General features: G+C 47.9%; 20 protein-coding genes. 11 read left to right on the top strand and 9 right to left on the bottom strand.

The window, feature by feature from the left end; genetic code table 11:
- The first annotated feature begins 14 nt into the window (after positions 1-14).
- The 4 genes from hpsA (at position 15) to S7335_RS17695 (ending at position 7,495) form a co-directional block, all read left to right on the top strand.
- Positions 15-4,919, top strand: a complete 4,905-nt coding sequence (hpsA, locus tag S7335_RS27930) for a hormogonium polysaccharide biosynthesis protein HpsA (protein ID WP_006455155.1) — start codon at positions 15-17, stop codon at positions 4,917-4,919.
- 174 nt (positions 4,920-5,093) lie between these two features.
- Positions 5,094-5,738 (top strand): prepilin-type N-terminal cleavage/methylation domain-containing protein, encoded by a 645-nt coding sequence (locus S7335_RS17705; RefSeq protein WP_198011388.1) that lies wholly within the window; start codon positions 5,094-5,096, stop codon positions 5,736-5,738.
- A 97-nt stretch (positions 5,739-5,835) separates the two neighbouring features.
- A complete protein-coding gene (locus S7335_RS17700; protein WP_083785102.1) occupies positions 5,836-6,867 on the top strand; it encodes a PilW family protein in 1,032 nt (343 codons plus the stop codon).
- Positions 6,868-6,961: 94 nt separating this feature from the next.
- Entirely contained in the window at positions 6,962-7,495 is a 534-nt protein-coding gene (locus S7335_RS17695; protein ID WP_006456481.1) for a prepilin-type N-terminal cleavage/methylation domain-containing protein, read from the top strand.
- A gap of 215 nt (positions 7,496-7,710) precedes the next feature.
- Here the strand turns inward: S7335_RS17695 and prmC are convergent, their stop codons facing one another.
- The 3 genes from prmC to petH all read right to left on the bottom strand — a co-directional run bounded on the left by prmC (position 7,711) and on the right by petH (position 11,299).
- On the bottom strand, positions 7,711-8,616 hold the full coding sequence (prmC, locus tag S7335_RS17690; protein ID WP_038016472.1) for a peptide chain release factor N(5)-glutamine methyltransferase: 906 nt from the start codon (positions 8,614-8,616) through the stop codon (positions 7,711-7,713).
- Positions 8,617-9,936 (bottom strand): homoserine dehydrogenase, encoded by a 1,320-nt coding sequence (locus tag S7335_RS17685; RefSeq protein ID WP_006455446.1) that lies wholly within the window; start codon positions 9,934-9,936, stop codon positions 8,617-8,619.
- A 127-nt stretch (positions 9,937-10,063) separates the two neighbouring features.
- Positions 10,064-11,299, bottom strand: a complete 1,236-nt coding sequence (petH, locus tag S7335_RS17680; RefSeq protein WP_006453519.1) for a ferredoxin--NADP reductase — start codon at positions 11,297-11,299, stop codon at positions 10,064-10,066.
- Positions 11,300-11,900: 601 nt separating this feature from the next.
- On the opposite strand from petH, the gene S7335_RS17675 reads away from it, so the two are divergent.
- Together S7335_RS17675 and S7335_RS17670 are read left to right on the top strand one after the other, a co-directional pair.
- Positions 11,901-12,908 (top strand): phosphoribulokinase, encoded by a 1,008-nt coding sequence (locus tag S7335_RS17675; RefSeq protein WP_006455960.1) that lies wholly within the window; start codon positions 11,901-11,903, stop codon positions 12,906-12,908.
- Between the two features lie 401 nt (positions 12,909-13,309).
- Entirely contained in the window at positions 13,310-13,732 is a 423-nt protein-coding gene (locus S7335_RS17670; protein ID WP_006456466.1) for an FHA domain-containing protein, read from the top strand.
- A gap of 42 nt (positions 13,733-13,774) precedes the next feature.
- On the opposite strand, the gene pgsA is transcribed toward S7335_RS17670, so the two are convergent.
- The 3 genes from pgsA to S7335_RS17655 form a co-directional block, all read right to left on the bottom strand.
- A complete protein-coding gene (pgsA, locus tag S7335_RS17665) occupies positions 13,775-14,311 on the bottom strand; it encodes a CDP-diacylglycerol--glycerol-3-phosphate 3-phosphatidyltransferase (protein ID WP_006453709.1) in 537 nt (178 codons plus the stop codon).
- Positions 14,312-14,320: 9 nt separating this feature from the next.
- Positions 14,321-15,403 carry a cation diffusion facilitator family transporter gene (locus S7335_RS17660; RefSeq protein ID WP_006457145.1) on the bottom strand — a complete coding sequence of 361 codons (1,083 nt, stop codon included), beginning with the start codon at positions 15,401-15,403 and terminating at the stop codon, positions 14,321-14,323.
- Between the two features lie 171 nt (positions 15,404-15,574).
- Positions 15,575-15,886, bottom strand: coding sequence for a hypothetical protein (locus S7335_RS17655; RefSeq protein WP_083785147.1), 312 nt, complete (start codon positions 15,884-15,886; stop codon positions 15,575-15,577).
- Between the two features lie 210 nt (positions 15,887-16,096).
- On the opposite strand from S7335_RS17655, the gene tmk reads away from it, so the two are divergent.
- Together tmk and S7335_RS17645 are read left to right on the top strand one after the other, a co-directional pair.
- On the top strand, positions 16,097-16,810 hold the full coding sequence (tmk, locus tag S7335_RS17650) for a dTMP kinase (RefSeq protein ID WP_006457576.1): 714 nt from the start codon (positions 16,097-16,099) through the stop codon (positions 16,808-16,810).
- Entirely contained in the window at positions 16,792-17,802 is a 1,011-nt protein-coding gene (locus tag S7335_RS17645) for a DNA polymerase III subunit delta' (protein WP_006457359.1), read from the top strand. The genes tmk and S7335_RS17645 overlap by 19 nt, the downstream gene beginning before the upstream one ends.
- A 155-nt stretch (positions 17,803-17,957) precedes the next feature.
- Here S7335_RS17645 and S7335_RS17640 read toward each other — a convergent pair whose 3' ends face one another.
- Entirely contained in the window at positions 17,958-19,469 is a 1,512-nt protein-coding gene (locus S7335_RS17640) for a J domain-containing protein (protein WP_006456299.1), read from the bottom strand.
- Between the two features lie 255 nt (positions 19,470-19,724).
- Positions 19,725-20,651: a LysR family transcriptional regulator gene (locus tag S7335_RS17630; RefSeq protein ID WP_006454496.1), complete on the bottom strand. Its 927-nt coding sequence runs from the start codon at positions 20,649-20,651 to the stop codon at positions 19,725-19,727.
- A 213-nt stretch (positions 20,652-20,864) separates the two neighbouring features.
- Between S7335_RS17630 and S7335_RS17625 the strand changes: the two genes are divergently transcribed.
- Entirely contained in the window at positions 20,865-22,232 is a 1,368-nt protein-coding gene (locus S7335_RS17625) for a Na+/H+ antiporter NhaC family protein (RefSeq protein ID WP_006455404.1), read from the top strand.
- Between the two features lie 70 nt (positions 22,233-22,302).
- Positions 22,303-23,070: a hypothetical protein gene (locus S7335_RS17620; protein ID WP_006454931.1), complete on the top strand. Its 768-nt coding sequence runs from the start codon at positions 22,303-22,305 to the stop codon at positions 23,068-23,070.
- A 181-nt stretch (positions 23,071-23,251) separates the two neighbouring features.
- On the opposite strand, the gene S7335_RS17615 is transcribed toward S7335_RS17620, so the two are convergent.
- Entirely contained in the window at positions 23,252-24,637 is a 1,386-nt protein-coding gene (locus S7335_RS17615; RefSeq protein WP_006457463.1) for a (Fe-S)-binding protein, read from the bottom strand.
- A 233-nt stretch (positions 24,638-24,870) separates the two neighbouring features.
- Here S7335_RS17615 and S7335_RS17610 point away from each other — a divergent pair, with 233 nt between their 5' ends.
- Positions 24,871-25,596: a hypothetical protein gene (locus tag S7335_RS17610; RefSeq protein ID WP_006455928.1), complete on the top strand. Its 726-nt coding sequence runs from the start codon at positions 24,871-24,873 to the stop codon at positions 25,594-25,596.
- The last annotated feature ends 175 nt before the right edge of the window (positions 25,597-25,771 follow it).

The raw sequence follows: 25,771 nt of genomic DNA, 5'->3' as shown, positions 1-25,771 counted from the left end.
TTAGGAAGCCTGACATGTCCGCCAAGAAGCAGACTCGAAATAGAACTCGCCCTCTGCACAGCTCAGACTTTCAGCGGCTTTCTCGTCGATTTATGAGCGGATTCTTGAGAAGTCTCTTTCTTTTCAACAAGTCTGCTCGCTATAGCCGCGCTGGGTTTGTACTCCCGACGACAGTGCTGTTGCTGCTGATAATGACACTAACGGTAGGAGCACTCAGCTATCGAACGGCTAGCCGCACACAATCAGCGTACTTAACGCGAGAGCAGCAGGTCATCGATAATGTTGCTACCCCTGCGATTGATCGGGCAAAAGCAAAACTAGAATATCTGTTTGGCCGGGATACGCGCTTTCCTAGTTCTTCAACGCCCTCTAGCGATCTGTTAGTCGCACTGATGGCAAACGTAACTGATTCGTCTTTAGGCGTCACCGCACTTGTCGATGATCCTTACGAATTGCCTGGAGAAGAAAGAATTGACATCAACGGGGACGATACTGTTGATAACGCCTGGATGTTTACCTTTGACCTCAACGGTGATGGCATTGAAGACCAAAACGAGATTGTAGCCTATTCCATTTTGATGGACGATGCTGTCGACGTAAATAGTACTCCTAATGATCGCGAAGACGATATCAAAATCGAAGACGTGTTGAGCCCGGCCAAGGCAAATGCTCTAGTCACTCGTAATGGCCCGCTCAATGCTGAACAAGCCCCAGAAACTTGCGGTGGTTCAAGGGTTGCGAATCAAGGATGGTATCAAGTTAGTTCAGCATTGCTGGAGAAAAACTTTCAGGTTACTGCCTATGTGAGTAATGGAAAGGACCTTGGCCGGGCGAACAGTGCTTTGGAGCTACAGCAGGTGCGACGAGCCAGTAAAGGGAATCGATGGGGAGCTTGGTTTAAATACGATCTAGAGATATTCCCAGGTCCCGAATTTAACCTCAATGGGGCCATGCATACCGACGGCAATCTGATGGTTGATGGCAGAGCCCGGTTGCACATGGTCAGTTCTCACAATTCATGCCTGTACACCCAAGATGCCTCTGCTATTACTTTGGCAGAAGTAGATAACGACGGGGATGGTATTGTCGAGCCAACTTCGGGAGACTTTGAAGGGCAGCTCATTGTTGGAAATTCAACTTCAAACAGAATCCGTAGGAGAAACAACCCAAGAATTCATATCTACGATGGCGTTGGCAACTCTCCCTTGACTAGGGGTGAGGATGCGAATTTAACAGTAAATACAGACTCTGTAGACGCAGGGAGGAATGTGTCTCCTTTGAACATTGCACTAAACCCGTTAGCGCTATTCACAAGGAATGTTTCTGAGCATCGTAATACCGATACATGGACGAGAGATCCAGACTGGGAAAGGCGAAAATTCTTTACAAGAGGACGAATTACTAACGAAAATCAAAATCCTCCATACCTAGATGATTTCTATCGTGCTGATAATCGCTATGGTCCTCGTCCTTCTTATTCCGATGTGAATTGGGTAAACGACACTGACGATGGCACTATTACAACAACTCGCACCAGTCCAAGCTATGACAAGAAGCTGGGTGAAACGATTCTAGCGAGTGATCCGAACGGTGAAAATCTGATCGACGAAACATCTGGACTAGATGGCTATTGGGAAAGGCAAGCTGGAGTACATGGACTGCGTTTGGTGGTAGGGCAGCGACTGGAGCTAGGTAATCACTATGGCTGGCAGAGTAATAGCGATCCGTTGTATCCGCCGAATAGTACAACTATTTCTAACCTACAGCGCCAGAGACGAACGTTGCGAGACAATTTAGCTGCGGTGCAAGGCATGGTGGTCTATCACTATGAGAGTGATAGTGGAAGTTATCCGTTAGCTTGCTATGCAGCAACCTCTCACCCAGGCACCTTTGAAACCCTTCAAAACAGCCGAGACTTTCAAGAAGTAACATTCAAAGATTCCAGTAATAACGACGTTTCTTTTATTAGTAACTTCTTGATCGGTAAAGGAACAAATGGCTGGGAATACGACTTTCCATTGCAATTTAGAGCCAGCGGGGGAACGAACGATTCTTTTGGTGCTGCACTAGCAGACAACAAGCCACTAGGAATAGCTCTACGTAATCTAGCGTATCTCGCAGGCGATCCTAAGGGTGGTTCTCCTTCATTTCCACCTGTACAGGACAGTACTGTTCACCCTTTTCCGCAGATGGCCATGTGGGGTGACTACTCGATGCTACGCCGTATATTTACCGACTTTTTAGATAATAAAACGAACTGGAAAAGCTCACTATCAGCGATGTCTGATAGATATGATGCGCTAAGCCCTGCAGACAAGTCTTCTTTGCATTCTGCTGCTTGTACGATGGGCTTACTAGCTAATAGTCTTACGAGCCTAAATCAACTGGATTGGGATGCTACTGTCAACGCTGGAACTTTCTCTGGAATTTCCAATCAGGGGCAGGTCATGACAAAAGTAGGAAAACCTGTTTGGAACGCTTTCGGCATCACCAATTCTGGCCCTGGATCAGGTTCCTTTGCGGAAAAATACTGCAAACCGATCTCTGGTGTCTTCGCTAATAGCGTGTCCAATAGCGGTCGCGGTAATGGCAACGGTAACGGTCGCGGCAATGGCAACGGCAATGGTAACGGTAACGGTCGCGGTAATGGCAACAACGGTGGCGGTGGTAATGGCAACAATGGTGGCGGCGGTAACGGTAACGGCAACAATGGTGGCGGCGGTAACGGCAACGGCGGTGGCGGCGGCGGTGGTAATAAAAACAATTATGACTGTACAGGTGCAAACCTGAGCCCAGAAGAAATTATTGCTAGGGCAGCACTAAGTCCAGGTGCAATAGAATTCATTGAGAACCTTTCAAGCTTTACCCAGATAGATAGAGACCGTACTTATGGATTTCAAGGTTCACCATCATCAACGTCATTCTCGTCGTTTGAAGTCTCAATAGGAAACGATAATTACACCTTTAATTTCCCCGATGATTGCCATCCTGATAATGCGGCTGGCAGTATTGCTTCTTTGTTTAGCGGCAGAGGAAACGGGCTCAACGACGAAAAGGCTGGCGTTGCTTTGGTTTGTGCTACAACTCCCAAATATCCTGCGCTTCACTATCTATTTCCAATAGAAAATCACGATCAAAACGATGACCAACCCGCTGCAGAAGAATATATAGCATCTACATACATATTTGATGACAGGGACGATAATAGCCCAGGAAATGATACAGGGGTTAACCGGGAAGTAACCTATCGCGTAGTTGGAGATGATGATTTAGACGGATTAGAAGAATCAAGTGAACAAGGGATGAGTGCGATCGCATTCGACCATCGGTCTGCAAACTCTTGGAAGCTTCCTCGCAACGATACCGGCACATCATCAGGCGGAGGGGTAAATCCTGAGACAATGCAGATCGTCGACACCGACGGCACCTTAGTTGACGTATCACTACTTGAGAAAGGTATGTACAACGGTCGAGAAGAGATGACCGTTCGAGTATTAGATATTGATTTGGGTCGCCTCACGCAAGCGACGAATCCTGATGGTTCTGACTATTGGGTCTCGGATGGTGAAGATTCTTATAGCGGAATTATCTATGCAGCCCGCGAAGATGCAGCTCGCGAGGATTCTATCGTGCGGCCAGCCGCAGGCAACTGGGAAGATTGTGATGAACTATCTAACATCGCAAATTTTACCAGGAACTCGATGTCTGCTAGCTGTAGGATGGATGTCAGCAGCGCTACGCCAACCGATCCGCCGTTGACTAAGCGAGACGATGGCAGCGATGTCGGCATCAGCATCAAACCAATTAACTATGCTACCGATCCTGATCGGCGTCCCTATGGCTTTCGGTTGAATGCAGATCTAAACAATAATAAAGGAGATATCAGCGACAACAAAAAGCGTAAAAAGGGAGTGTCTTTTGTTACGGATAATGCAGCCTATATCAAGGGTAACTTCAATCCGCATTCTACAGATGGTGACGATTCTATCGAAGAGTTTACGCAGACCCTTTTTGTCCCTAACTCCAGAGTCGATTTTTATGACGGGCGAACAGTTGCTGGACGTAATCTAGACAAGTTTGCAGTCGCTAGCATAGATCGCTGGCGAGTAGCAGAGGTTCTTGCAGATGCGGTGACAATCTTGTCCGATAGCTTTGTCGATGGCTCAATAGAAGAAGGCTTCATCAACGACCGGGACGAGAGATCTTCAAATTTCAACAACTCCAGAACGTCTTTTCATAATCAGCAGCGCCCGCTACGAAGCAACAACAGAGATAAGTGGGCCGGAGCAGATGGCTGGGTTAGAGAGGATTCTAATACGCCTCATGACACTGGTGCGCCTGTCTGGGTTGGCAGAAATGGAGAGTCTAGGACAGCCGATAATCTAATTGAAGAAGCTACTGACAACAACGACTTCGTGATACGCAAAAACGCATCAGGACTCAACAGCATGCTGATTGACGAAAACACTCCCCATAGAGTCAACGCAACCATGATCTCTGGGCTTGTCCCTTCTAGAGAGGGGCAGAGCTACGGAGGATTGCATAACTTTCCTCGTTTCATACAAGATTGGAATACAAATCTATTTATACAGGGCGCCTTTCTACAGCTAAATTTCAGTACAGCTTCAACAGCGCCTTTTAGCATCAGCGCGTGGGAACCCGGTGAATATAGCAATAGCACCAGGGATATCATTCCATATTATGGTCCTCCGGAGCGCTCATGGGGTTACGATGTAGCGCTGCAGTACGCACCAGCAGGCCCAATTGCTCAGCGTTTTGTCACTATTGAAAGACCTCGAAGTGAGCACTATCGGGAGCTACCTATAGACGATCCCTATGTCGAGGGATTGCGCTGTGCAAAGATGCCAGATGGAACAACGCTAGTCTTCTCTGATGAGACAACAAATTGCCCTCCATAGACCGTAGGCTCTTTGTTTAGTTGATTTTGTTTAGTTGATGGTGCATAGTCCCAATCCCGCATAGCTCTGAGCATGATTAGAGAATTTAATTCGAGAACAAAAATCCTATATGACAAGTCAAGGTTGAACCGGCAAAAGGGCAATAGGCTAGCAGCCAATCAGCCAGAACTAACAATGTCCGGGTTGACTTTGATCGAGTGCTTAGTAGCGATCGCAGTCATTGGGATGACTACCGCCGCAATCGGACCGATGATGGTCTTCTCAGTGGCCACTAGGATCCAAAATCAAAGAACAGAGCAGGCGTTGCAGCTTGCACAAGCAGAGATTGATAGAGTCCGCCTAGTTGTAGAGCTAGGCGGAGACTACCAAAACGATCTTGCCGCAATTCCTCTACCCGTCACCACAGAGACAAGCATTATTCGCGAGGTCTCAGCGCCGACCACTTTTGAAGCTTCAACGAGTGACATCACGGATGTGACGGATGCTCGTTTAGTAGATATTGATGGAGATGGGGATGATGACTATGCTATTCAGCTATTTCGCACCGAGGGCGTCAGCGTTGACAGTACGCCCGTAATATTCGATGTAGGCGCTAGAGTATACGATGCAAGACGCGCTGCGGCTAATTTGTCAGAAGGGTTAGCTACAGATACCGCTGGTTTGACATTTACGAGTGGAGAGGGCCAAACCGGAACTCGACCTTTGGCGGTGATATATAGCCAGATCTCTCAAGGCGATAGAGAAGCCTCTTTATGTCAACAGTGGGAATTGCTAAGCGCTGCTGGTTCCGCGCCTTCTAGCATGGTATGCCCTGACTGATATTTCAAAGCCATACTATCTGTCTTGTCTATCACCAATTCTTTATCCAAAAAGACCGTCGTACATTCGCCTACAAGCTGTTTTATCTGCAAAGGATATGCAACACTGCAAACGCATACTTTCACGATGGCTGTCTCCTAAGAAACGCAAATTGTCGTTAGGTTTCACCCTAATGGAATTGCTAATAACAATGGTCGTATCAAGTATTATCACCTCTGGACTGTTGTACTTAGTGATGGAGATCATGCAGGTAGATCGGCGCGAGGCCTCTCTAGACCAGGTGCAGCAAGACATGCAAAGAGCTATTGACTATATAAGAGATGACTTACAACAAGCTCTATATGTCTATTCTGATCCAGCGGACGTAGAGCGCATAGAAACTTCGCTACAAGACGATCGTAATTTTCCTGATAGAGCAGAAGATACTACAGTCCTGGTTTTTTGGCGAGTTGATCCGATTGAAGATAATCTCCCTACTGTTTGTGTTGATGGGCACAGAAATTTTGATGATAGCGATCCCAACTTTGCACAGTGTCAGAGTTTGAGAGTTCGACAAGCCTCCTACACTCTGGTTGCATACGTTCAGCGTACTAATGATGGTAATCGCAATTGGCCAGGTCAGTCGCGCTTAATCCGATACGAGCTTTCAAAATATAGAGGCAATACAGCCAATATGGTGATCAGAGAAGGCTATCGCGATCCTGCCAATTTGGGTGATAGCGAGTCCTCTTTTGAGGATTGGACGCCCGATCTTACTCGTGGAAATCCCTCTGGCAGCTCAGCGGCGCTAGTTGATTTTGTGGACAATCCAACCGCAACTTTAAATCGCTCACCGCTGTCTGATCCGACTGAACCCTGTAGCACCTACGGCACAGACGCTTCAGGAAATTCTCTATACCAGGTGATGCCCAGCGCAGCAACGACAACAGACCATACCAGTTTCTTTGCCTGCGTGCGAAGCCCCGACACAGATAGTGAAGAACGTACTAATCAGGATGTTTATGTCTTCTTGAGAGGAAATGCCTACGACGCACAACCTGGGGCTATCAATATGGCCAATAGTGAAAGTGCATTGCCAATTCTAGAAACTAGGGTGCTGGTAAGAGGGGTCGTTGATAAAAGAATTTGATCACCTTACACCGTTCAAGGACTACTCAACCAAGACGTAGTCAGAAAGGGTTCAAAGGTAGCGGTTTGAAAAGATAGCAGGTTAAGAGACAAAGATGAAACATCAACAGATAGATACTGCTGATAGTACGGCTGGCTTTACGCTGATTGAAGTTTTTGTTGTGGTTGCTATTGTTGGAATATTAAGCACGATTGCAGCCCCTAGCTGGTTCAGCTTTTTGGAGGGAAATCGGCTAACTACTAGCAGAGACCAAATACACTCAGCTATTCGACAGGCTCAAATAATTGCCCAAAGTCGAGGGCTTACCTGGCAGTTTAGTATACGAGAACGAAATGATTTTGTAGAATGGGCTGTGCATCAACCTGTTGCGATAGACGAAGCACAGTGGGAAGTCTCAGACTCTGCGTCTGTACAAATAGATGATGAAACAAGCTTTGCAAGCTCAGGCGACGTGCGCTACGTTCGCTTTGATGAAGATGGTAATGTAGAGAGATTAGGACGTATCACACTTTCAAGTGAACAAGCGCCAACTATCAAACGCTGTGTGATTGTATCCACTCTGATCGGGGCCATGCGCAAATCTAAAGAGCAATCGGTTCCAAATACGGGTGGGAATACATGCTACTAAGGTTATTCTCTGTCAGTCACCGCTACCATTGATGCCATCAAAAAGAAGGAAAAGACCGCCAAGGAAGATAGCGATCGCGCTAGCAGCCAATATCCAGTCGAGTGAAGCGGTACTTTCCATGGTTTTACCTTTTTATAGAGGTTAGCTTGATGAGCTGGCCTATGTAAGCTGATGAGCTGACTTGTGTGCGCTGATTGCTGACTTGTGTGCGCTGATTATAGAGCTTTGCGAGCAGAGACAAATCTGTCTATCCCGGAGAGGTCTTGGTGGATGGTGACATCAGTGTATGCACCCTGCTGACTCAGGAGATCGGCTACTGTTGTTGCTTGCCCCATCATCAGTTCAGTTAGCCAAAGACCACCAGGCTGTAGATAGGTAGCCCCCTCAGAGATAAGATGGCGGATACAGCTTAGTCCGTCTAACCCGCCGTCTAGCGCTAGGTGTGGTTCGTGGTTAGCCACTTCAGGCTGAAGGGTAAGCACAAGCTGACTAGGAATATAGGGTGGATTTGAGACGATGCCGGTGAGCTGTCCCTGAAGATGTCCAAGGGGCGATAGCCAACTGCCTTGAAAGAAGGTAATACGGTGGGCGAGAGAATGTTTTTCGGCGTTGAGCCGAGCTATTTTGACCGCCGCATCGCTAATATCGACAGCGTGAACCCGAGCATTTGGCAAGGTATATGCTAAACCGAGTGCGATCGCCCCGCTGCCTGTACCCAGATCAGCCCAGTTACCTACGTGTTCCTGCTTTGCGTTCGGACGATTGGCGACTAGCTCAGCGGCAATATCGATCATTAGCTCAGTTTCTGGACGTGGAATCAGCACATCTGGTGTCACGGTAAGCAAAAAGTTCCGCCAGGGGGTTTCACCAACCAGATATTGAACAGGCACATTTTGATCTATGCGACGTTGCCATCTTTCGGTTAATTCACGTAGCGGTACGCTTAGTAGAACGCCAGGCTGGTTTTGGTAGTCGCCTAGCTGCAGAGACAGACCTGTAAGCTGGCTGAGCCCTTGCAAAAACCAATCGACTTCGCCTAGATCGATATTGCTTTTTTTAGCAAGCTGGATAGCCCACTGCCGCCATTGATACAAAGCTTGCCCAGGTACAGCAGTAGACATCTAAAGGACATGCAGCAAGCTAGGAATATCTGTTACTTCAGGAAATTGACGAATTTCTTCAAGTGCCTGCTGAAAGGCTCCTTCTGATACTTCATGAGTAACAACGACAAGCTCAACTAGGCGATTTTGAATACCGATCTGAACAATCGATTCTAAGCTGACGTCATAGCGCCCAAAGCAAGTCCCTAGTTTACCAATCACACCGGGAGTGTCTTTTACCAAAAGACGAACGTAGAGACGAGTGACGACTTCGGTGCTAGGAACGATATCGAGCGAGTAAGTATGCGAGCAGGCAAGCAGAGGGTTTAGAGCGTGATCACAGGTAGGATTAGCAGCGATCGCCATCAAATCAGCCACGACAGCACTAGCCGTTGGACCTTCTCCAGCACCCGGACCGTAGAGCATGACTTGGCCAATCGGCTCACCCTCAACTAGAACCGCATTATTGACATCATTAACACTGGCCAGCGGATGATCGATTGGGACCAGGGTTGGATGCACGCGGGCCTGAATTCGCCTAGCACTGTCAGCGTTTATTTTTTGAGGTAGCTGCTTAGGTAGCTGTGCGATCGCCAGTAGTTTGATCACAAACCCTAGCTTTTCAGCGTATGAAATATCGGCTGCACTGACATTGCGAATGCCTTCACAGTAGATGTCTTCTCGCTTAATCCGTCCGCCAAAAGCGAGTGCCGCTAGAATCGAAATCTTATCAGCCGCATCTAGTCCATCAACATCAGCAGTAGGATCAGCTTCGGCGTAGCCTAATGATTGAGCGTCGGTAAGAATCGATTCAAAATCGCCCCCTTCATTCTGCATCCGAGTGAGAATGTAGTTAGTCGTGCCGTTGATGATGCCCATAACCGCCTGAATGCGATTCACGCAAAGAGCTTGCTTAAGCGGGGCAATAATTGGAATGCCGCCACCCACTGCTGCTTCGATCATGACGTAGACGCCGGCTGTAGTAGCAGCTGCATAAATTTCTTCGCCATAGCGGGAAACCACGGCTTTATTAGCACTTACAACGTGCTTGCCGTTTTCGATAGCCTTGAGAATGAGCGATCGCGCAGGCTCTAGTCCGCCAATCACTTCAACAATGATGTCGATACTAGGATCGCTGACGATGCTATCGAGATCTGTTGTGTAGAGGGTCTCGGGGAGATCAATGCTACGAGGTTTAAGCGATCGCACGCCCACTTTCTCAATTTCCAAGGTGTTTAGCAGCGCATGTCGGCCCTTGGTTTCTAATAGAATTTTGGCCACCCCTGTGCCCACGGTGCCCAGTCCTAATATTCCGACTTTTAGTACCGCTTTAGAGTTCAACGCCTGGTAATCTCACGAAATGATCCTCCCAATTGTACAAGGAGGGCCGCTCTCTTTCGAAAACGGCCCTCCCAATCTTGTTCATTCAGATGTCTTTTGAGAGCACCTTACTCAAGCAATTGGCTACTTAGTAAGTCTCTACATTCCACCGATGAGCTTTCTTAAGCGTACGGCGATACTCAGACCAGTCAACACCGGCCTTTTCAGCTTCTACTGCCATCGCTTCGTCGATTCCGTCTTCCATCCCTTTCAGACCGCAAATGTAGACATAAGTATTGTCATTTTGAACCATCTCCCAGATACGCTCCGCATTTTCAGCCACACGGTGCTGAATATACATACGGCCACCTTCAGAGTTCTTTTGCTCACGGCTAATCGCATAGGTCAGCTCAAAGTTATCAGGATACTTCTCCTGAATCTCTTCTAATTCCTCTTTGTAAAGGATGTTCTCAGTCTTAGGAATACCAAAGATGAGCCACGCTTTTCCATCGAACTGATAGTCAGGGTTTGCCTCGCGCTCTTTATCTTTGAACATCCGCCATAGATAAGCGCGGAAAGGAGCGATCCCCGTGCCCGTGCCCATCATGATGATATTGGCCTTGGGATCGTCAGCTAGCAGCATCTCTTTGCCGACTGGGCCTGTGATCTTAACTTTTTGACCAACGTCTAGGCCACAGAGAAAAGAGGAACAAACTCCCTTGACCTGCTCACCAGTCTCAGGATCTTTGTACTCTAGCTGACGTACGCACAAAGAGACGGTCTTATCATCTACATCATCACCATGTTGGGTAGAAGCGATGGAATAAAGTCGAATCTTATGGGGTTTGCCATTCTCATCTTCACCATCAGGAATAATTCCGATACTCTGACCTTCTAGATAGTGCAGATCGCCTTCTGAAAGGTCAAATTTGAGGTGTTTGACTGTACCGATCCCACCTTCTGCAACTAGCTCGTCATTAGAGAGGCACTCGCCGAGATAAGGTGCCTTTGGACGATAGATATTAACCGGAACCTTTTTCTTTTCTTTGGCTTGAGTCATTGATTTCTTCTTAGATTCTGAAGGAGTTGCAGATTGCTTAGCTGGTCCACTACCGTTACTAGACGCACCGTTGCTAGATGAGTCAGACGCTGTCTGACTCGCTGCTTCATTCATGGGTCGGACACTGACAATCTTGCCGCCTAACTGCATGATGCGTTTGGTTTCTTGCTGCATGCGACCGTAGGGCACGACAAAAGAAGTGGTCCCACTACGACGAACGGGAGCGCCTATATCGTCGGCCTGACCGCTTTGGCCTAGACCTTCCACTTCGTACACATAAAGTCGGTTGTCTGCGCTGGTAACGATGCTGCTGGAGTTATACATCCTTGATAATCGCCTCTGGTGGCTTCATATAGCTATATAAAACCTAGACTATCATTGCGAGTTGATGGATTTCACCTACTGCTGTTGAATATCTGCCAGGCGGTTAGAGAATTGGAGTAGCTGCGCTCTGCGGAAATTGTAGTGTGCCTACCTGTGATTGAGGTCATCATTTGTTGAATTTTTGAGCAATCACTGAGCGATCGCAAAGCTTTCCGGCAAAATTCAATCTAAATGACCTTACCGAATGAATCAGGTTACTTGGCCTACGCATCTGAAATACAGAGGCACTATGCCTTTTGGCACTATGTCTTTTGGGGTAGGTCTAAAAGGAATGCGCTATGACCATTGGGGATCGGCCCTTCGAGATTGCTTGTTGTGAAGACGTAGTGTCTGATAATATTCAATATACGTAATCAAAAGTTTCAAATCATTAAAAAGTGTGATTTGTCTAGGTTCATGCTTGAGCTGGCGGTAGGTGGTTTACAGCTGCCGTTGGAATAGGAGAGCCTTTTCTTTTTGGGCAATCGTGACTGGCTTTTTTTGTCATGCGAAAGATTGTCTGTCTTTGATTCTTTAAAATGATTTTGTTGTAGAGGACCCTATGACCAGTAAAGACAGCCAGGTAGTTTTAATCGGTGTTGCCGGAGACTCGGGATGCGGCAAATCGACTTTTTTACGTCGGTTGGCGGACCTCTTTGGTGAAGAGTTTATGACAGTCATCTGTTTGGATGATTACCATAGTTTGGATCGAAAGCAGCGTAAGGAAAAGAAGGTTACGGCACTCAATCCAAAGGCAAACAACTTTGATCTGATGTATGAGCAGATTAAGGCGCTAAAAGAAGGCAATACGATCGATAAGCCGATCTACAACCATGAGACAGGCGAACTCGATCCGCCAGAAAAGGTTGAACCTAACAAAATTATTGTGATAGAAGGCTTGCACCCTTTGTATGATGAGCGGGTGCGTAATCTTTTGGACTTTAGCGTTTACCTCGATATCAGTGACGAGGTAAAAATTAACTGGAAGATTCAGCGAGACATGGCTGAGCGCGGTCATACCTATGAGGACGTGCTAGCGGCAATCAACGCACGTAAGCCCGACTTTGAAGCCTATATCGACGTGCAAAAACAATACGCCGACGTAGTCATCCAAATTCTACCGACGAACCTAATTCCTAACGATAAGGAAAACAAGATCTTGCGGGTTCGCCTAATTCAGCGTGAGGGAATTGAGGGCTTTGAGCCGGTCTATCTGTTTGATGAGGGATCGACAATCAACTGGATTCCTTGCGGTCGCAAGCTGACTTGTTCTTACCCAGGGCTACGGATGCAATACGGTCCCGATAGCTACTTTGGCAATGAGGTTTCAGTATTAGAACTCGATGGTGAGTTTGATCGCTTAGAAGAAGTGATTTATGTGGAGAGTCACTTGAGTAACACTTCAACTAATCACTATGGCGAGATGACAGAGCTATTGCTCAACCACCGTGATTATCCTGGCTCTAACAACGGTAGTGGGTTGTTTCAGGTACTAGTTGGTCTCAAGATGCGAGCTACGTATGAGAAGCTAACTGCGGCTAAGAAAGTGCCCGCAGGTTCAGTTGCTTAGAGAGGCCACCAGAAAGTTGCGTGTCGAAAGAGCTGTATTAAAAGTGCTGTATTGAAGGAATAGTCTTGAGGTGATCAGATGGTCACCTCTTTTTTGGTTGACATCTGTGTCAGCAAATAGCAGGTATTTGCGTCTTCACATGCCTAGCCCCAAAAGCGTTGTAAGGTATTGAATAAATAGACACCTTTGGTGCGTTATTTAAGTGGTTTTTTTGGCAAGCTATGGATATGGCTTGAATATATAATAGTGGTTGTCAAATGCATTTAGCGATGGCTACCCACTCAGTTCTATGTGCATCAACGGCTATATCTATCGCGACGAATGTGTAGAGCTAAGTGGCAATAGATTGATTTATTAAGTTGGCTCAGGCGATCGCTTTTTAGTTTACTCTGGTATCGATTATGTCTTCAAGTTCTCCGCTCACTAGCATCCTAATCATAGAAGATAGCCAAGGAAGGCGAGAGATCTGTTTAGACAGCTCAGTGTACTCGATTGGACGAGATCCTAAGTGCGATATTCGACTGGCTTCCCAGTTCGTGTCGCGACACCATGCCACACTAGTGCAGCTGCCTAAGGATGAGAAAAAGACGCTCTATCGAATCGTGGACGGCAACCTCAAAGGTAAGCCAAGTGCGAATGGCATGTTGATCAACGGCCGGAAAGTACAGTCTCATGACTTAGTTAATGAAGATGAAATTGTATTTGGTCCACAAGCTAGGGCAATCTTCTATCAGCTAGCCAGAGATACTTTTTCAGGAGTCGCACCGGATGAGTTTGATATCACCTTGATCAGCCCTAACATGGTGGACGAAGAAGAGGGATAGAGGATAGAACCGGCAGAAGATCTAGAAAGATAAAGGCAGAGCTCAAGGCTTAGAGCTAGCTTTGGGACTTGCTGGAAATAAGTAGAGTAGTCCTGATATCCAAGTAAGGACAACGGCTATCCAGAAAAGCAGAAGGGCGATGTTCTGCCAGAGATCGCCTAAAGGAGCTAAGAGAAGAGCGATCGCAGTAATCTGCACAACGGTTTTTACCTTTCCCCATATCCCAGCTCCCGGTACTTTGCCATCTTGAAAGACTGGGTTGACGCGCCAGCCAGAGATAGTCAGCTCTCTAGCCAAGATAAGAAATACGCCCCAAGCAGGAATCTCTCCCAAGCCAACTAAGGCGATCAAAGGCGCCATAACCAGTAGCTTGTCGACTAGCGGGTCTAGGAACTTGCCTAACTCGGTGACTTGGTTGAGCTTGCGAGCAAGGTAGCCATCTAACCAATCTGTCCCTGCAAAAACGACAAAAACGACGACGCTAATCCAACGGCGGAAGTCAGTAGGCTCTAAAAGTGCAAACAGGACAATCGGGACGCCGAGCAGTCTAGAGATAGTAATCCAAGTAGGTAGATTCATTCTGCGTTCTCATTCGGCTTTTTTAGAGCGTTTCGGTCGGGGCTCATGTTTGTGGTGCTTGTTTTTGCGATGCCCGGTGCCGTATGAAATTTCTGGCTCGACATAGCTATGGGGCTCAACATGGATAGTTACGCGGCTAGGTCCAAAGGCCTCAGCAATCAACTGCTCGATTTGTTCTGTGATGTTATGAGCGCTCAAGATATCTGTAGGCTCGACAACTAAGTGCATGTCGATAAAGATTTGGCGACCTAAAACACCCCTAGAAGCAATGCTATGGCAGTTAAGCACACCGGGGACTTGCATCACGATGTTGTGGATCGCTTCGGGTGCGATCGCCATCTCATCAACAAGCCAAGGTAGGTTTGCTGACAGGACAACCCAGCCGCTGCGAATAACCAAAACTGCCACTGGAAAAGCTAATGCGACATCCAGCCACTGAACTCCAAGCCAAACACCAATGAGCCCACCGAGAACAGTAATCGTAATCCAAATGTCGCTCATGGTGTGCTGAGCATCAGCAATCAGAATATTGCTGTTTAGCTTTCTGCCCACTCCTCGTTCATAGAAGGCAACGAAGATATTGACACCTAAAACTAAGATCATGATCCAAAGCGATATGGCATTCATAACGGTCGGATCGCTCGCGGTGAAAATCCGCGATATAGCTCCTTCTAGTATCTCGTAGCAGGCGATGCCTAGAAAAGCAGCAATACCGAGCGCGCCTACGGCCTCGAATTTTTGGTGCCCATAAGGATGCTCACGATCTGGCTCTGCTGAGGCGAGCTGATTAGTGACGAGCCCTAAGACGTTGTTAGCACTATCGGTGACGCTATGAAGTGCATCTGCCATTAGGCTAAGAGAACCAGTCCACCAGGCTACAATTGCCTTTAAAATAACGACAACAACGTTGAGGCCGAGTGTTAGCAGCAACACTCTTCTAACTTCGGCACGGTATGTGTAGAGGCCTTTGTGGGCACGAGCGCCATGATCGTGACCGCCATAACCGTGACCACGGCTATCAAACGGGCCATGGTCGTGAAGATTCTTAGCGCGATGGTTACGATCTGAAGGCTGCGAATCAATCTTATCCACGTCCTAGAGCCTCCTAATAAAATGCCGTTAGCATTGTTAGCCTATCGTGCCCCTAAAGGTTTGGGAATCAAAATTCGGTTCACTACTTCAGATTCACTCTTTAGACTTGCTTTAGGCCTAGGTCTCTTCTTTAGGTTTGGGTCTCTATAGCTAGACAAGGAGTTAGGCCAGTTAGACACTAACACCCCTGGCACTCACTTCCGAGATGGCTTGATTCACTTGATTGAAGATAGTGTGGCAGTGATTCTCTTGGCGAAGCGGCAGCTCTTCGTTTCTAACGATTAAATCGATTTTCGCTCCTTGAGATTGAACAGCAGGCGGGTTAAGCAATATCTCAACAGTTGCTAACTGCGCAAGAGAAACTTGTCCTGGTTTTTCTTTGGCGACAATGTAGACAGGATCTTGATAAACCAAATCAAGATCACAGTCCATCAAAGCTGTGACGAGCCCTTGATGGACTTCTTCCTTGGGGGCGCCAGTCATGAATAGATTAGTGTAACGGGCCATAGTAGTGGATTTAAAAAGTGGGTGGCAGCGCGGCTGTGACTGCCGTGCCTGGTATCCTATCGAAGACCAGTGACAGAATACCGCTAGTTTGTAGGGTTAGGAAATATGCGAGCTGAAAACGTGCCATAAGGCGGCGCTTGTGAGACTTGTGCAGATTGCTGAGATAGCGGTTAGGAGACTAGGTAAATGCGTGGAAAACTGATTGTATTCGAAGGAGGAGAAGGGTGTGGCAAAACGACTCAGCTTCAAAGATTATACGATTGGATAGTTCAAAACAAAAGCTGGCAACTTTTGTTGTCAAAAGGCCACGTCGCAGGCGTGAAGATGACCCGAGAGCCAGGAGGCACGGTGCTAGGTAAGCAACTGCGTCAGCTGCTGTTGAATGAATCGAAACTGAATGAACCGAGATCGGCAAACGACGCTTTGACGCCCGTTACCAACAAAGCTGAACTGTTGCTATATGCGGCAGACCGAGCTCAGCACGTGGAGGAAGTTTTATTGCCGTGGTTAGAAGCAGGCTACTGGGTGCTGTGCGATCGCTACATAGATTCGACTGTGGCATATCAGGGCTATGGTCGCCAACTAGATTTATCGCTAATCACGACGCTAAATCAGATCGCGACGGCAGGGCTTAGGGGCGATTTGACTCTGTGGTTGAACGTTCCTCCCGAAGTAGGGCTAGATAGAATGCGGGCGCGGGGCCAAGCAGATCGAATCGAGCAGGCAAGTATGGCCTTTCATCAGCGAGTACATGATGGGTTTGCCATGTTAGCAAAGGAGAATGCTACAACGGTGAGCGTAGCTGGCGATCGCACTGCTGATGAGGTAGCTATGAGCATTCAGCAAGTCTTGCAAAGGCGGTTGAAGCAGTGGTATCCAGAATGGGCAACTTCGCAATAGATATGATTGTAGATAAGAGTGTCGATCCTTTTGCGAGCCTAATCGGTCAAGAACAAGCAATAACGTTGCTGCGCCGAGTAGTGCAATTACAGCGGGTAGCCCCAGGCTATCTATTTGTTGGTCCAACGGGAACTGGGAAGTCCTTGGCGGCAACAGGATTTGCCCAACTATTGTTGTCTTCTAGGCTAGGTCAGAGTGCATCAGCTACAGCGATTTTAGCCAGAAGAATTCGTGATCGTAATCACCCGGATTTGCTGTGGATTGAGCCGACCTATCTACATCAGGGCAAGCTCTTAACGGCGGCTGAGGCGGCTGAGGCTGGGCTAAAGCGCAAAAGTCCACCGCGCATTCGCCTTCCTCAGATTAGAAGAATCGCTCGTTTTTTGAGTCGGCCACCCTTGGAATCAGATCGAGCTGTGGTCATAATTGAGCAAGCAGAGAAAATGGCTGAAGGGGCAGCTAATGCCCTTTTGAAAACGCTGGAAGAGCCTGGTCAAGCCACCTTAGTCTTACTCGCACCGGATCAGCAGGCTCTGCTATCGACACTTGTTTCTCGCTGTCAGTCAATTCCTTTTCGCCGGTTGAACAACGAGCAGATGGTGCAGGTACTGACCCAAACAGGGTCTGAAGAAATTGTGCAGTCAATGGAGATAATGGCGATCGCCCAGGGCTCTCCAGGACAGGCGATCGATAGTTGGCAGCAGATGCAAGCTTTACCCTCTGAACTTTTGGCAAGCTTAGAGAAGCCCCCTGTTCGTATACAAACTGCATTAGAGATTGCTAAAGAGATTAATCAAACCCTAGATACAGAAGCTCAGCTATGGCTATTGGACTATCTACAGCACCGCTATTGGCAGCAAGGGCAAAGCGAAATAGAAGAGCTTGAAGCGTTAGAAAAGGCAAGAGAGTATCTGCTGGCGTATGTGCAGCCAAGGCTGGTATGGGAAGTAACGCTCTCGACGCTAACAAAAAATAGGATGTTCAGTCTGTAACTTCGATGAACAGCGTCAACCTATACCAAGGCAATCTATACCAAGGCATCGACTATGATAAGCCACCGACTACAGCAAAGCACTAACCATTGCTATCGTTGGGCTATTGCTGGGCCATCACCGGGCATAAGATTGACATTTAATAGGCTAGTGGACTAGTGAGCAAGAAATCCCCATGTAGCTACCCCTGTAGCTAGCCCTAGCCCTAAAATGACTGGAGCCAGCCAAGCGGCCAGCTTGGTCGAGAACGGATGGATTTGACAAAGCCCGTTCTGGATCGTCATCACAGAATGGGAGAAAGACCAAAGCGTCGCTGCTAGCAGACCGATATGCGCTAGCCAAGGTCCGCGATCGCCCATCATCGTCATTGCTAGATCAGGAAGAACCGCATTGACAACACTTAGCAGTCCCAAAGGAACTATTGCCGTTCCAAGCACGAAGATATCAGCAGCCCACAATCCCCTTAACCTTAGCCAAACTTTAGCTAGTGAAACAGCTAGCACCATAGTCACAAAAGTTAATCCGCCAACAACCCATAGCCGAGAAGCAATCAGCCAGCTACTGACGGCAAGCCGTTCGCTAGTGCCAAAAACAAAGCAAAGGTTAGCGAGAATAGCTAAGCCGTAGCCCACTAAGCTAGTTTGGCGCGGACCGAGCTTCTCATAAAGCGAGACCAGCTCTCCGGCTGGGTTGCTGATCAGCCGAAGAATCGAAATAAACCCTAACGCATTGAGATCACGTCGGTTAATCCTTACTTCTGTTCTACGGACTTTTGTTCCACGGACTTCTGTTTTGCGGCGGCCCCGATGTTCGTTTTGACGATTGGAATTACTCAGAAAACGAACTGGTCTGATCAATTTAGCGAGAAGTGATCGCTTTGCCCGATCAGACGATGGTGGGAACTGCTCTTTTGAGACCTGCTGTAGATGGTGATAGCTCGCAAGGTCTCCCTGCTTGCGATAAAGCTGCGCTGAGTGTCTAATATCTCGTTGCGCTTCGGTATAGTCGTGAAGCTCTTGGTAGGCAATGCCGCGCTGATAGTAATAGCGAGCATCACCGCCATCTAGCTTAATGGCTTCAGAGAAGGCAGCGATCGCGCTTTCTACATACCCTAGACGAAAGCGGGCCATCCCCTGGTAGTAGTAGATTTGGCTGTCTACCCCATGACTTGTGCCATGTAGTGACACTGCCCGCTGACAGTCAACTAGCACACCAGAATCATCACCTAGTACGTAGCGAACTTCAGCGCGGCGGAGGTAGGCTTCTACAAACTGGTTGTTCAGCTCAATTGCCTGAGTATAGTCAGCGATCGCATCCTCATAGCGGTGAGCGATGGCAGAGCGAATGCCTCTAAGGTAAAACTCGTCTGCCGAGTGCTGGCCTAAAGGCGCATTGCTGCTATAGGCCCCTGATCTATAGGCTTGGGTTTTACCCTCTCTCTTATCAGGTCGCTGCTGACTCTGATCGTAGTGCTGCCTTTGAACACGGTCTCGAAGCACTTCATAGGCTTCTCGAATAGCATGAAACTTTGCGATAATTCCCGGCTGATTGGGATGAAGATCGGGGTGATACTGCCGTGCTAAACGCCTGAAAGCTGTTTTGACCTCTTGCTGGTTAGCATCTCTTGATATACGCAGACGACGGTAATAGTCATCAGGAGGAGTCATAATCAAAACAACAGAGTCAAAAGAACAGGTAAAGCAGGGGCAGATAGAAAGTCGGCAATAAAAGTTGTAAGAGCCGCTTTATTCTAACGACTTCTATAATGGCCATCCGTACAAATACATACTCTCTTGTACCAAAATATTCTAGACCGCTTCCTAGCATTCCTGCTGGCTTAATACACTTTGTACATAGATAAATATTCCGCGTATAAAGTTCTACCTCAGGATGATTACGACCCGCTTCCAGAAGGGGAAGCATTATGAGGAAGTTGGTTTTCCTGCTGTCTGAATAGGTGCTGCTAGGAGGACATCTAAAAAGACGAAGACAGCCCGAGGCAGCACGGCGTTTTCTAGAATAGCGACACCGATAACTCTTTCTAACGGCTCTGGCAAAGATTTGACTCGCACGCCGGGTGGAATCGGTTCTGCTTCTAGCCGAGCGAGGACAGCTGCGCCTAACCCTTTAGTCACTAAGCTCATGAGCGTGGAGTCTTCGCGGACAGCATAATCAATCGGCAGACGATAGCCGAACTGGGCTAGGTGTTCTTCGACCAGCCTATTGTTCTGTGTAGAGCGTTTATTCGCAGCGCGTGGATAGCTCACAAGCTCTTCCCAAGTCAAGGAGGCGTCAGCTTTAGCCGTTGCGTTTTGAGTTGGGGGGAGCAGGGCAACAAAGTCGTCACGCAGGATCTCCCAGTACTGAAAGTCTGTAGCGGTAGGCAGCAGAACAAAACCTATATCAGCCCTACCTTCTCTGAGCGCTTGCTCAACTTCTGCGTATCGATCATATTCATCAATCTCAACGGTAAGGGCGGGATGCGATCGCCGAAAGCGAGAAATCACATCCGGCAAAATGTGGGTGGCCACCGTCCGAAAAGCCGCTACTCTCACTCGCCCTGTCTGCAAACCTTTAGCCTGCTGCGCCGTGTGGCGAATGCTGTCTAGTTGAGTTAAGACAGCTCTGGCCTGCTGGCAAATCTGTAGGCCTAGTGGCGTCAACACCGCGCCATTGCGACCCCGAATCAAAAGGACAATGCCCAACTCTGTTTCTAGCGTGGCGATCGCATGGCTAATCGTAGACTGCGCTAGGTTCAAATGCAGTGCTGCTGTGCTAAAGCTACCGTGGTCTGCAACGGCAACCAGCGCTGCAAGCTGTGAGATCTTGAGTTGCCCTGGGTTCGCCATACATCTAGTGGTCAGAGATAGTGGTTAGAGAAGCCAAATAGTCTCCCTACTAGTAGACCTGAGTTTTGTTTGCTGGCGCCATCGTTTCTATCGATACAACCCATCACTTTTGCACTTGCTACAAAAGGCCAAAACTACCTACCCTTAAGCGAGGTCTAAACCAAAGTGGCCTTGTGAAGACAACTCCAATCAGCGGCGCCGCTAACAGCAACTATGATTCGGTCTAAAAATCTTGATTTAGCTGTTGTACTCTTTCTTTCTTTCTGTTTGCTAGTCGGTAGCGCTCTAGCTGGCATATTCATTGCTTATGCCCTATTTACTTCGCTATTGCTCTTTATTTACGTATTAAATCGCAGAGGGTTTGCGGTTTCTATTTTATTACGGATGGCCATAGGGGGCGCGCGCCAGTCTCTACCGGTAATTCAGGTGCTGTTGCTAATTGGAATGGTAACAGCAGTGTGGATGGCTGCCGGAACAGTACCAGCACTGGTCTATTACGGCACGCAGCTAATTTCGGCTCAGTTTTTTATCCTATGGGCTTTTCTACTCACAGGAGCAGTGTCTGTTCTAATCGGCACTTCGTTTGGCACAGTCGGCACGATTGGGATTGCGCTGATGGTGATCGCTAGAGGTAGCAGTGTAGATGTCAATCCGGTTGCAGGTGCGATTATCGCTGGTGCATTTGTCGGAGATCGATGTTCACCGATGTCTTCTAGTGCGCATCTAGTAGCCAGTGTGACCCATACAGATCTCTATAGGAACCTGCGGAATATGATAGCGAGCGGTATGTGGCCGCTAATACTGTCGATCGCATTTTATGCAGGACTTTCCTTATTGCATCCTGTGCAGCTTGTCGAAGCTTCGATTACAGCCGCGCTCCCAGAAGCATTTGATCTATCTGCTGTGGCACTGCTACCGGCGATTTCGGTTCTTTTATTAGCAGTGCTAAGAGTAGATGTGCGGTGGGCAATGGGGGTAAGTATTGGATTAGGATGTGCGATCGCTCACACTATTCAACACTATTCCTTCCTAACGCTAATCCAGTTCCTTTTGCTCGGCTTCCAGCTAGAACAAGACTCGCCGCTGCAGTCTATTCTACTAGGTGGCGGGTTGCTACCGATGGCCAAAGCGATGCTGGTTGTGCTACTTTCTACAGCGTTTGCGGGAATCTTTTCAGGCAGCAAAGTTCTCAGCTTTTTAGATCGGTGGCTCAACCGCATCCGCAGCAAACAGCATCTAGGCCAGGCAACTGTTTTAGTCAGCATCATCGCTAATCTGTTTGGCTGTACGCAAACCATTGCAATCTTGCTAACTGAGCAGATTATGCGGCCATACTATCAACCGCACTTCGTCGGAAAACGGAGTTCAGAACAGCTAGCACTATCTTTAGAAGATACAGCAGTCGTCATCGCGCCACTCATTCCTTGGAATATTGCTGGACTCGTTCCAGCGACTGCACTAGCTGTCGGACCAGGCTTTATTCCATACGCTCTGTATCTATTTCTATTTCCGTTACTTGTGATTAGCCGTAAACCCAAGCATCAGACAGTCGAACCTGTCTGTGAGCATCTCTCTCTTTAGATACTTTTTTTATACGGACGGGTCCCTTAGCGTTGAGTCGGCTATCAACGACTAGATAAAACATAGCAATATGACTACCCCCCAGAGCGTATCAGATTCCTTTGCTCAAGCCTTCTTCACAGCAGAGCAGCTGGGTGGTTTGGTCTCAGCTGTTGGGACCCAAATATTTAATAAGGTCTCTAAATCTGCACTCGAGACGACTTCTATTGTCAGTGAGGTTGCTACAGAATCGGCTCATTCTGCCTTAGAGCAAACAACCGAGAGCGTGGGTAAAACGCTAGAACCGATTGCCGAAAACTCGGCTGTGGACTACGTAGCAAAGGTACCTGGGTTTAAATGGCTAACCAGTGCCCTGGGCAGAGTAGATAAGGAGAAAGCCGTAGCAGATGTCGTGAAGCTAAAAGCGGAGCATCCATATGAGTCGGATGAAGAGATTGCGCACCGGATTGTTATAGACACGACCATTAAAGCGGGTGGGGTAGGCTTCGCGACAAACATTGTTCCGCCAGTGGCGCTAGGATTGTTCGCGATTGACGTAGCAGCAATCTCGGCCCTACAGTCAGAGATGCTTTATCGAGTGGCTGCCGCCTACGAGTTTGATGTGAACGCTCCGGCTAGAAAAGGTGAGGCGCTGACTATCTTCACGCTGTCGTTGGGTACCTCTAGCGCGGTGAAAACTGGATTGAGCGTAGTAGAGCTAATTCCCGTTGTGGGAGCGGCTGTCGGCGCAAGCAGCAACGCAGGTATTTTGTACAGCTTTGGGATAGCGGCCTCTCAGTTTTATAAGCGAAAGCAAGAGAGAATGCAGGGAAGAATAAAACAGGAACAACCGCATTAGAACGATGAACGGGTTTAAACCGGTAGAAGGCTAGCGATCGCTAACACAGTTTGCTGACACTCTTTAATTGCTCACACGCTTTTTCGGGTGCTACTTTTCGGAGATAGTAAGGATAAGGCTACACACTCTCTCTTTGTGACTAAACTCGCTATTAAATTAGTTACTAGAGTATCTATCTTTGCTAACTTAGTTTCTGGCCCTGAATAGAAAGATCCAGCAGCTCCATTGGATGCTTTAGCATTACTTTTTGTCCTTGTTTTTCTAAGGCTTGTTTGATCTGCAGAGAACAACCAGGATTGGAGGATGCAATCAGCGTCGCACCTGTTTTAACTAGGTTTGTTGCTTTCATCTGCCCTAACTCTTCAGCAATTTCTGGCTGTAGCATGTTATAAACGCCCGCGCTGCCGCAGCAAAGCGCTGCATCTAAGGGTTCTTTCAAGACGAGCCCAGGAATCTGTTGTAATAGCGTTCTAGGCTGGCGGCTAATCTTCTGACCGTGTAGTAGGTGGCAAGCGTCTTGGTAGACCGTGACCAGCGGATCTTTTTGTAAGGGGTGTAGCTCTGCGTTTAATCCAACCTCTGCTAAAAACTCTTGAACATCGCGGACTTTAGCGCTGAAGGCTTTGGCTCGATCTGCGTAGGCCGGATCGTCTGCCAGAATATGTCCGTATTCTTTAAGGGTATGACCACATCCAGCAGCATTGATAATGATGTATTCAACACCTGTTCCTTCGAAGCTATCAATCATTTGACGAGCTAGCGCTTGTGCCTGGGCTGTCTCACCTTGATGCTCAGGTAGCGCCGAGCAGCAACCTTGACTTCTAGGGACGACAATTTCGCAGCCGTTAGCACTCAACACTCTAGCAGTCGCTTGATTGACACCAGAAAAGAAGACTCTTTGAACACAGCCAAGGATCATACCCACTCGATATCGTTTGTCGGTAGTCGCTGGAATCTCTTCTGGGAGATTGTCTGAAAAGCAGCTAGCAGTGACGGGCGGTAGCAGGCTCTCCATAGCCGCTAGGTTGGGAGAAAGCTGCTTTAATAGCCCAGTTTTTTGTAGCAGTTTGGAGATGCCTAGCTTCTGATAGAGAATCAGGGGCGTTAGTAGTAGGCGAATGCGATCTGGATAGGGAAAAAGAGAGAAAATTAGCTGACGGACAGCCTTTTGTTTAATTGAACGAGGATGATTACGTTGGATTTGAGGACGAACGCTGGAGATGAGCTTGTCGTACTGTACGCCCGAAGGGCAAGCAGTAGTGCAGGCAAGACAGCCCAAACAGGTATCAAAGTGCTGAACAGAAGCAGGGGAAAGGGGGGCTTCTCCTTTGTTGATAGCGTCCATTAGATAGATGCGGCCCCGGGGAGAGTCGTTTTCTTTGCCAATGACGCGGTAGCTCGGGCAAGTGGGTAGACAAAATCCACAGTGGACACAAGCGTCGATCAGACTCTGCTCTGGAGGAGCGCTATTGTCGAAGCTAGGTAAATCAATGGGTGATTCATCGGGGATTGCTTTGTTTGTAGAGAGGCTGGTGTCTAGCTTTAGCGGACTGTCTGTAGTTTGCATGGCTCGCTTTCGCAATTCGTTTAGGTTCCCTGTTGTTTAGCTTAGCGCGTTTGCGGAATGCGATCGCCTATACCTGTAGCACCCTAAACCAGGGTCGCGAATAGCCGAGGACGCTTAAGGAAACACATCGAGGAACCCTTGAGCTTATCCGTTGCTAGATAGTGTTTTCAAGCCAAGTTTTATGACAGTGACTGCCAGTGCAGTAAAGCCAAAGCCAGGAGCGTTTAGCCGTAATGAACCAAGATTCTTTGAAGATCAGACCCAAAAGTCGTAGCTCGAATCATTTTGCTGTATTAATTCGTTTGCTGCGTGATCGCCGTACGTTTTTAGAAGAAGTCCGCAATGAAACCAAACTAGAAAGTAAGATCGGCTCTTTGCTGATCGCTAGTACCTTTTTCTTCGCGGTCTACGGTGGCATTTTGGGCTCGTACGGAGGTGGTTTACAGATTATTTCCTCTGCAATCAAGCTGCCAGCGCTGTACTTGCTCACGCTGCTGATCTGCGTGCCGACGCTATATTTTTTTGATATTCTGTTTGGCTCTCAGCTCAGCTTCAAGCAGTACGTCACTATGGCGCTTACAGCGGTCGCGGTAATTAGCGTTTTGCTCTTTAGCTTTGCGCCAGTCATTTTGTTTTTTCTCATTTCTGTTAGAGAGTATGATTTTTTCTTGCTACTCAACGTGTTGGTAATGGCAATTACTGGCTGTGTAGGTGTGCGCCTGTTTTACAAAGGAATGGTGGACATGGCCGGACCTGATGGCTTTGATCAAAAGCTGCGCTTGAAACTATTGCAGGGTTGGGTGGTGCTGTATGGGCTAGTAGGTTCTCAGCTAGGCTGGACGCTACGGCCTTTTGTCGGTTCTGACGGCCAGATTTTCCAAATCTTTCGACCTGAGGTTGAGGGTAACTTCTACTCCCAAGTCTTGCGGACGCTGGGCTCCATGCTCGGGCTCTATTAGTGGGAAAGAAAATAGTGGGAGAGAAAGCAGAAATTAGCGCGGAGAATATAGCGTGACCTGATGAAGTAGGTACACATGAGTCCTTAGCCTGCTTTCTATAAAGGTTACAGCCGTTACAAATGTCGCAAGCTAAGTGACCAAAGCTATATGTACTTCAGCTATATATACTTCAGCA

Origin of the sequence: Synechococcus sp. PCC 7335 (genome assembly GCF_000155595.1) — a bacterium.
Taxonomy (GTDB): domain Bacteria; phylum Cyanobacteriota; class Cyanobacteriia; order Phormidesmidales; family Phormidesmidaceae; genus Phormidesmis.
Note: the sequence above shows the minus strand (reverse complement) of the source record. Positions and strands in the feature narration are given on the sequence as shown.

Bases quoted from the DNA above. Each gene is read 5' to 3' on its own strand.
- S7335_RS17700 (WP_083785102.1), top strand. From the start codon at position 5,836: ATGCAACACTGCAAACGCATACTTTCACGATGGCTGTCTCCTAAGAAA.
- S7335_RS17610 (WP_006455928.1), top strand. From the start codon at position 24,871: ATGAACCAAGATTCTTTGAAGATCAGACCCAAAAGTCGTAGCTCGAAT.
- hpsA (WP_006455155.1), top strand. From the start codon at position 15: ATGTCCGCCAAGAAGCAGACTCGAAATAGAACTCGCCCTCTGCACAGC.
- S7335_RS17615 (WP_006457463.1), bottom strand. From the start codon at position 24,637: ATGCAAACTACAGACAGTCCGCTAAAGCTAGACACCAGCCTCTCTACA.
- S7335_RS17640 (WP_006456299.1), bottom strand. From the start codon at position 19,469: ATGACTCCTCCTGATGACTATTACCGTCGTCTGCGTATATCAAGAGAT.
- S7335_RS17670 (WP_006456466.1), top strand. From the start codon at position 13,310: ATGTCTTCAAGTTCTCCGCTCACTAGCATCCTAATCATAGAAGATAGC.
- S7335_RS17625 (WP_006455404.1), top strand. From the start codon at position 20,865: ATGATTCGGTCTAAAAATCTTGATTTAGCTGTTGTACTCTTTCTTTCT.
- S7335_RS17620 (WP_006454931.1), top strand. From the start codon at position 22,303: ATGACTACCCCCCAGAGCGTATCAGATTCCTTTGCTCAAGCCTTCTTC.
- prmC (WP_038016472.1), bottom strand. From the start codon at position 8,616: ATGTCTACTGCTGTACCTGGGCAAGCTTTGTATCAATGGCGGCAGTGG.
- pgsA (WP_006453709.1), bottom strand. From the start codon at position 14,311: ATGAATCTACCTACTTGGATTACTATCTCTAGACTGCTCGGCGTCCCG.
- S7335_RS17695 (WP_006456481.1), top strand. From the start codon at position 6,962: ATGAAACATCAACAGATAGATACTGCTGATAGTACGGCTGGCTTTACG.
- tmk (WP_006457576.1), top strand. From the start codon at position 16,097: ATGCGTGGAAAACTGATTGTATTCGAAGGAGGAGAAGGGTGTGGCAAA.
- S7335_RS17645 (WP_006457359.1), top strand. From the start codon at position 16,792: ATGGGCAACTTCGCAATAGATATGATTGTAGATAAGAGTGTCGATCCT.
- S7335_RS17705 (WP_198011388.1), top strand. From the start codon at position 5,094: ATGTCCGGGTTGACTTTGATCGAGTGCTTAGTAGCGATCGCAGTCATT.
- S7335_RS17630 (WP_006454496.1), bottom strand. From the start codon at position 20,651: ATGGCGAACCCAGGGCAACTCAAGATCTCACAGCTTGCAGCGCTGGTT.
- S7335_RS17675 (WP_006455960.1), top strand. From the start codon at position 11,901: ATGACCAGTAAAGACAGCCAGGTAGTTTTAATCGGTGTTGCCGGAGAC.
- S7335_RS17655 (WP_083785147.1), bottom strand. From the start codon at position 15,886: ATGACTGGCGCCCCCAAGGAAGAAGTCCATCAAGGGCTCGTCACAGCT.
- petH (WP_006453519.1), bottom strand. From the start codon at position 11,299: ATGTATAACTCCAGCAGCATCGTTACCAGCGCAGACAACCGACTTTAT.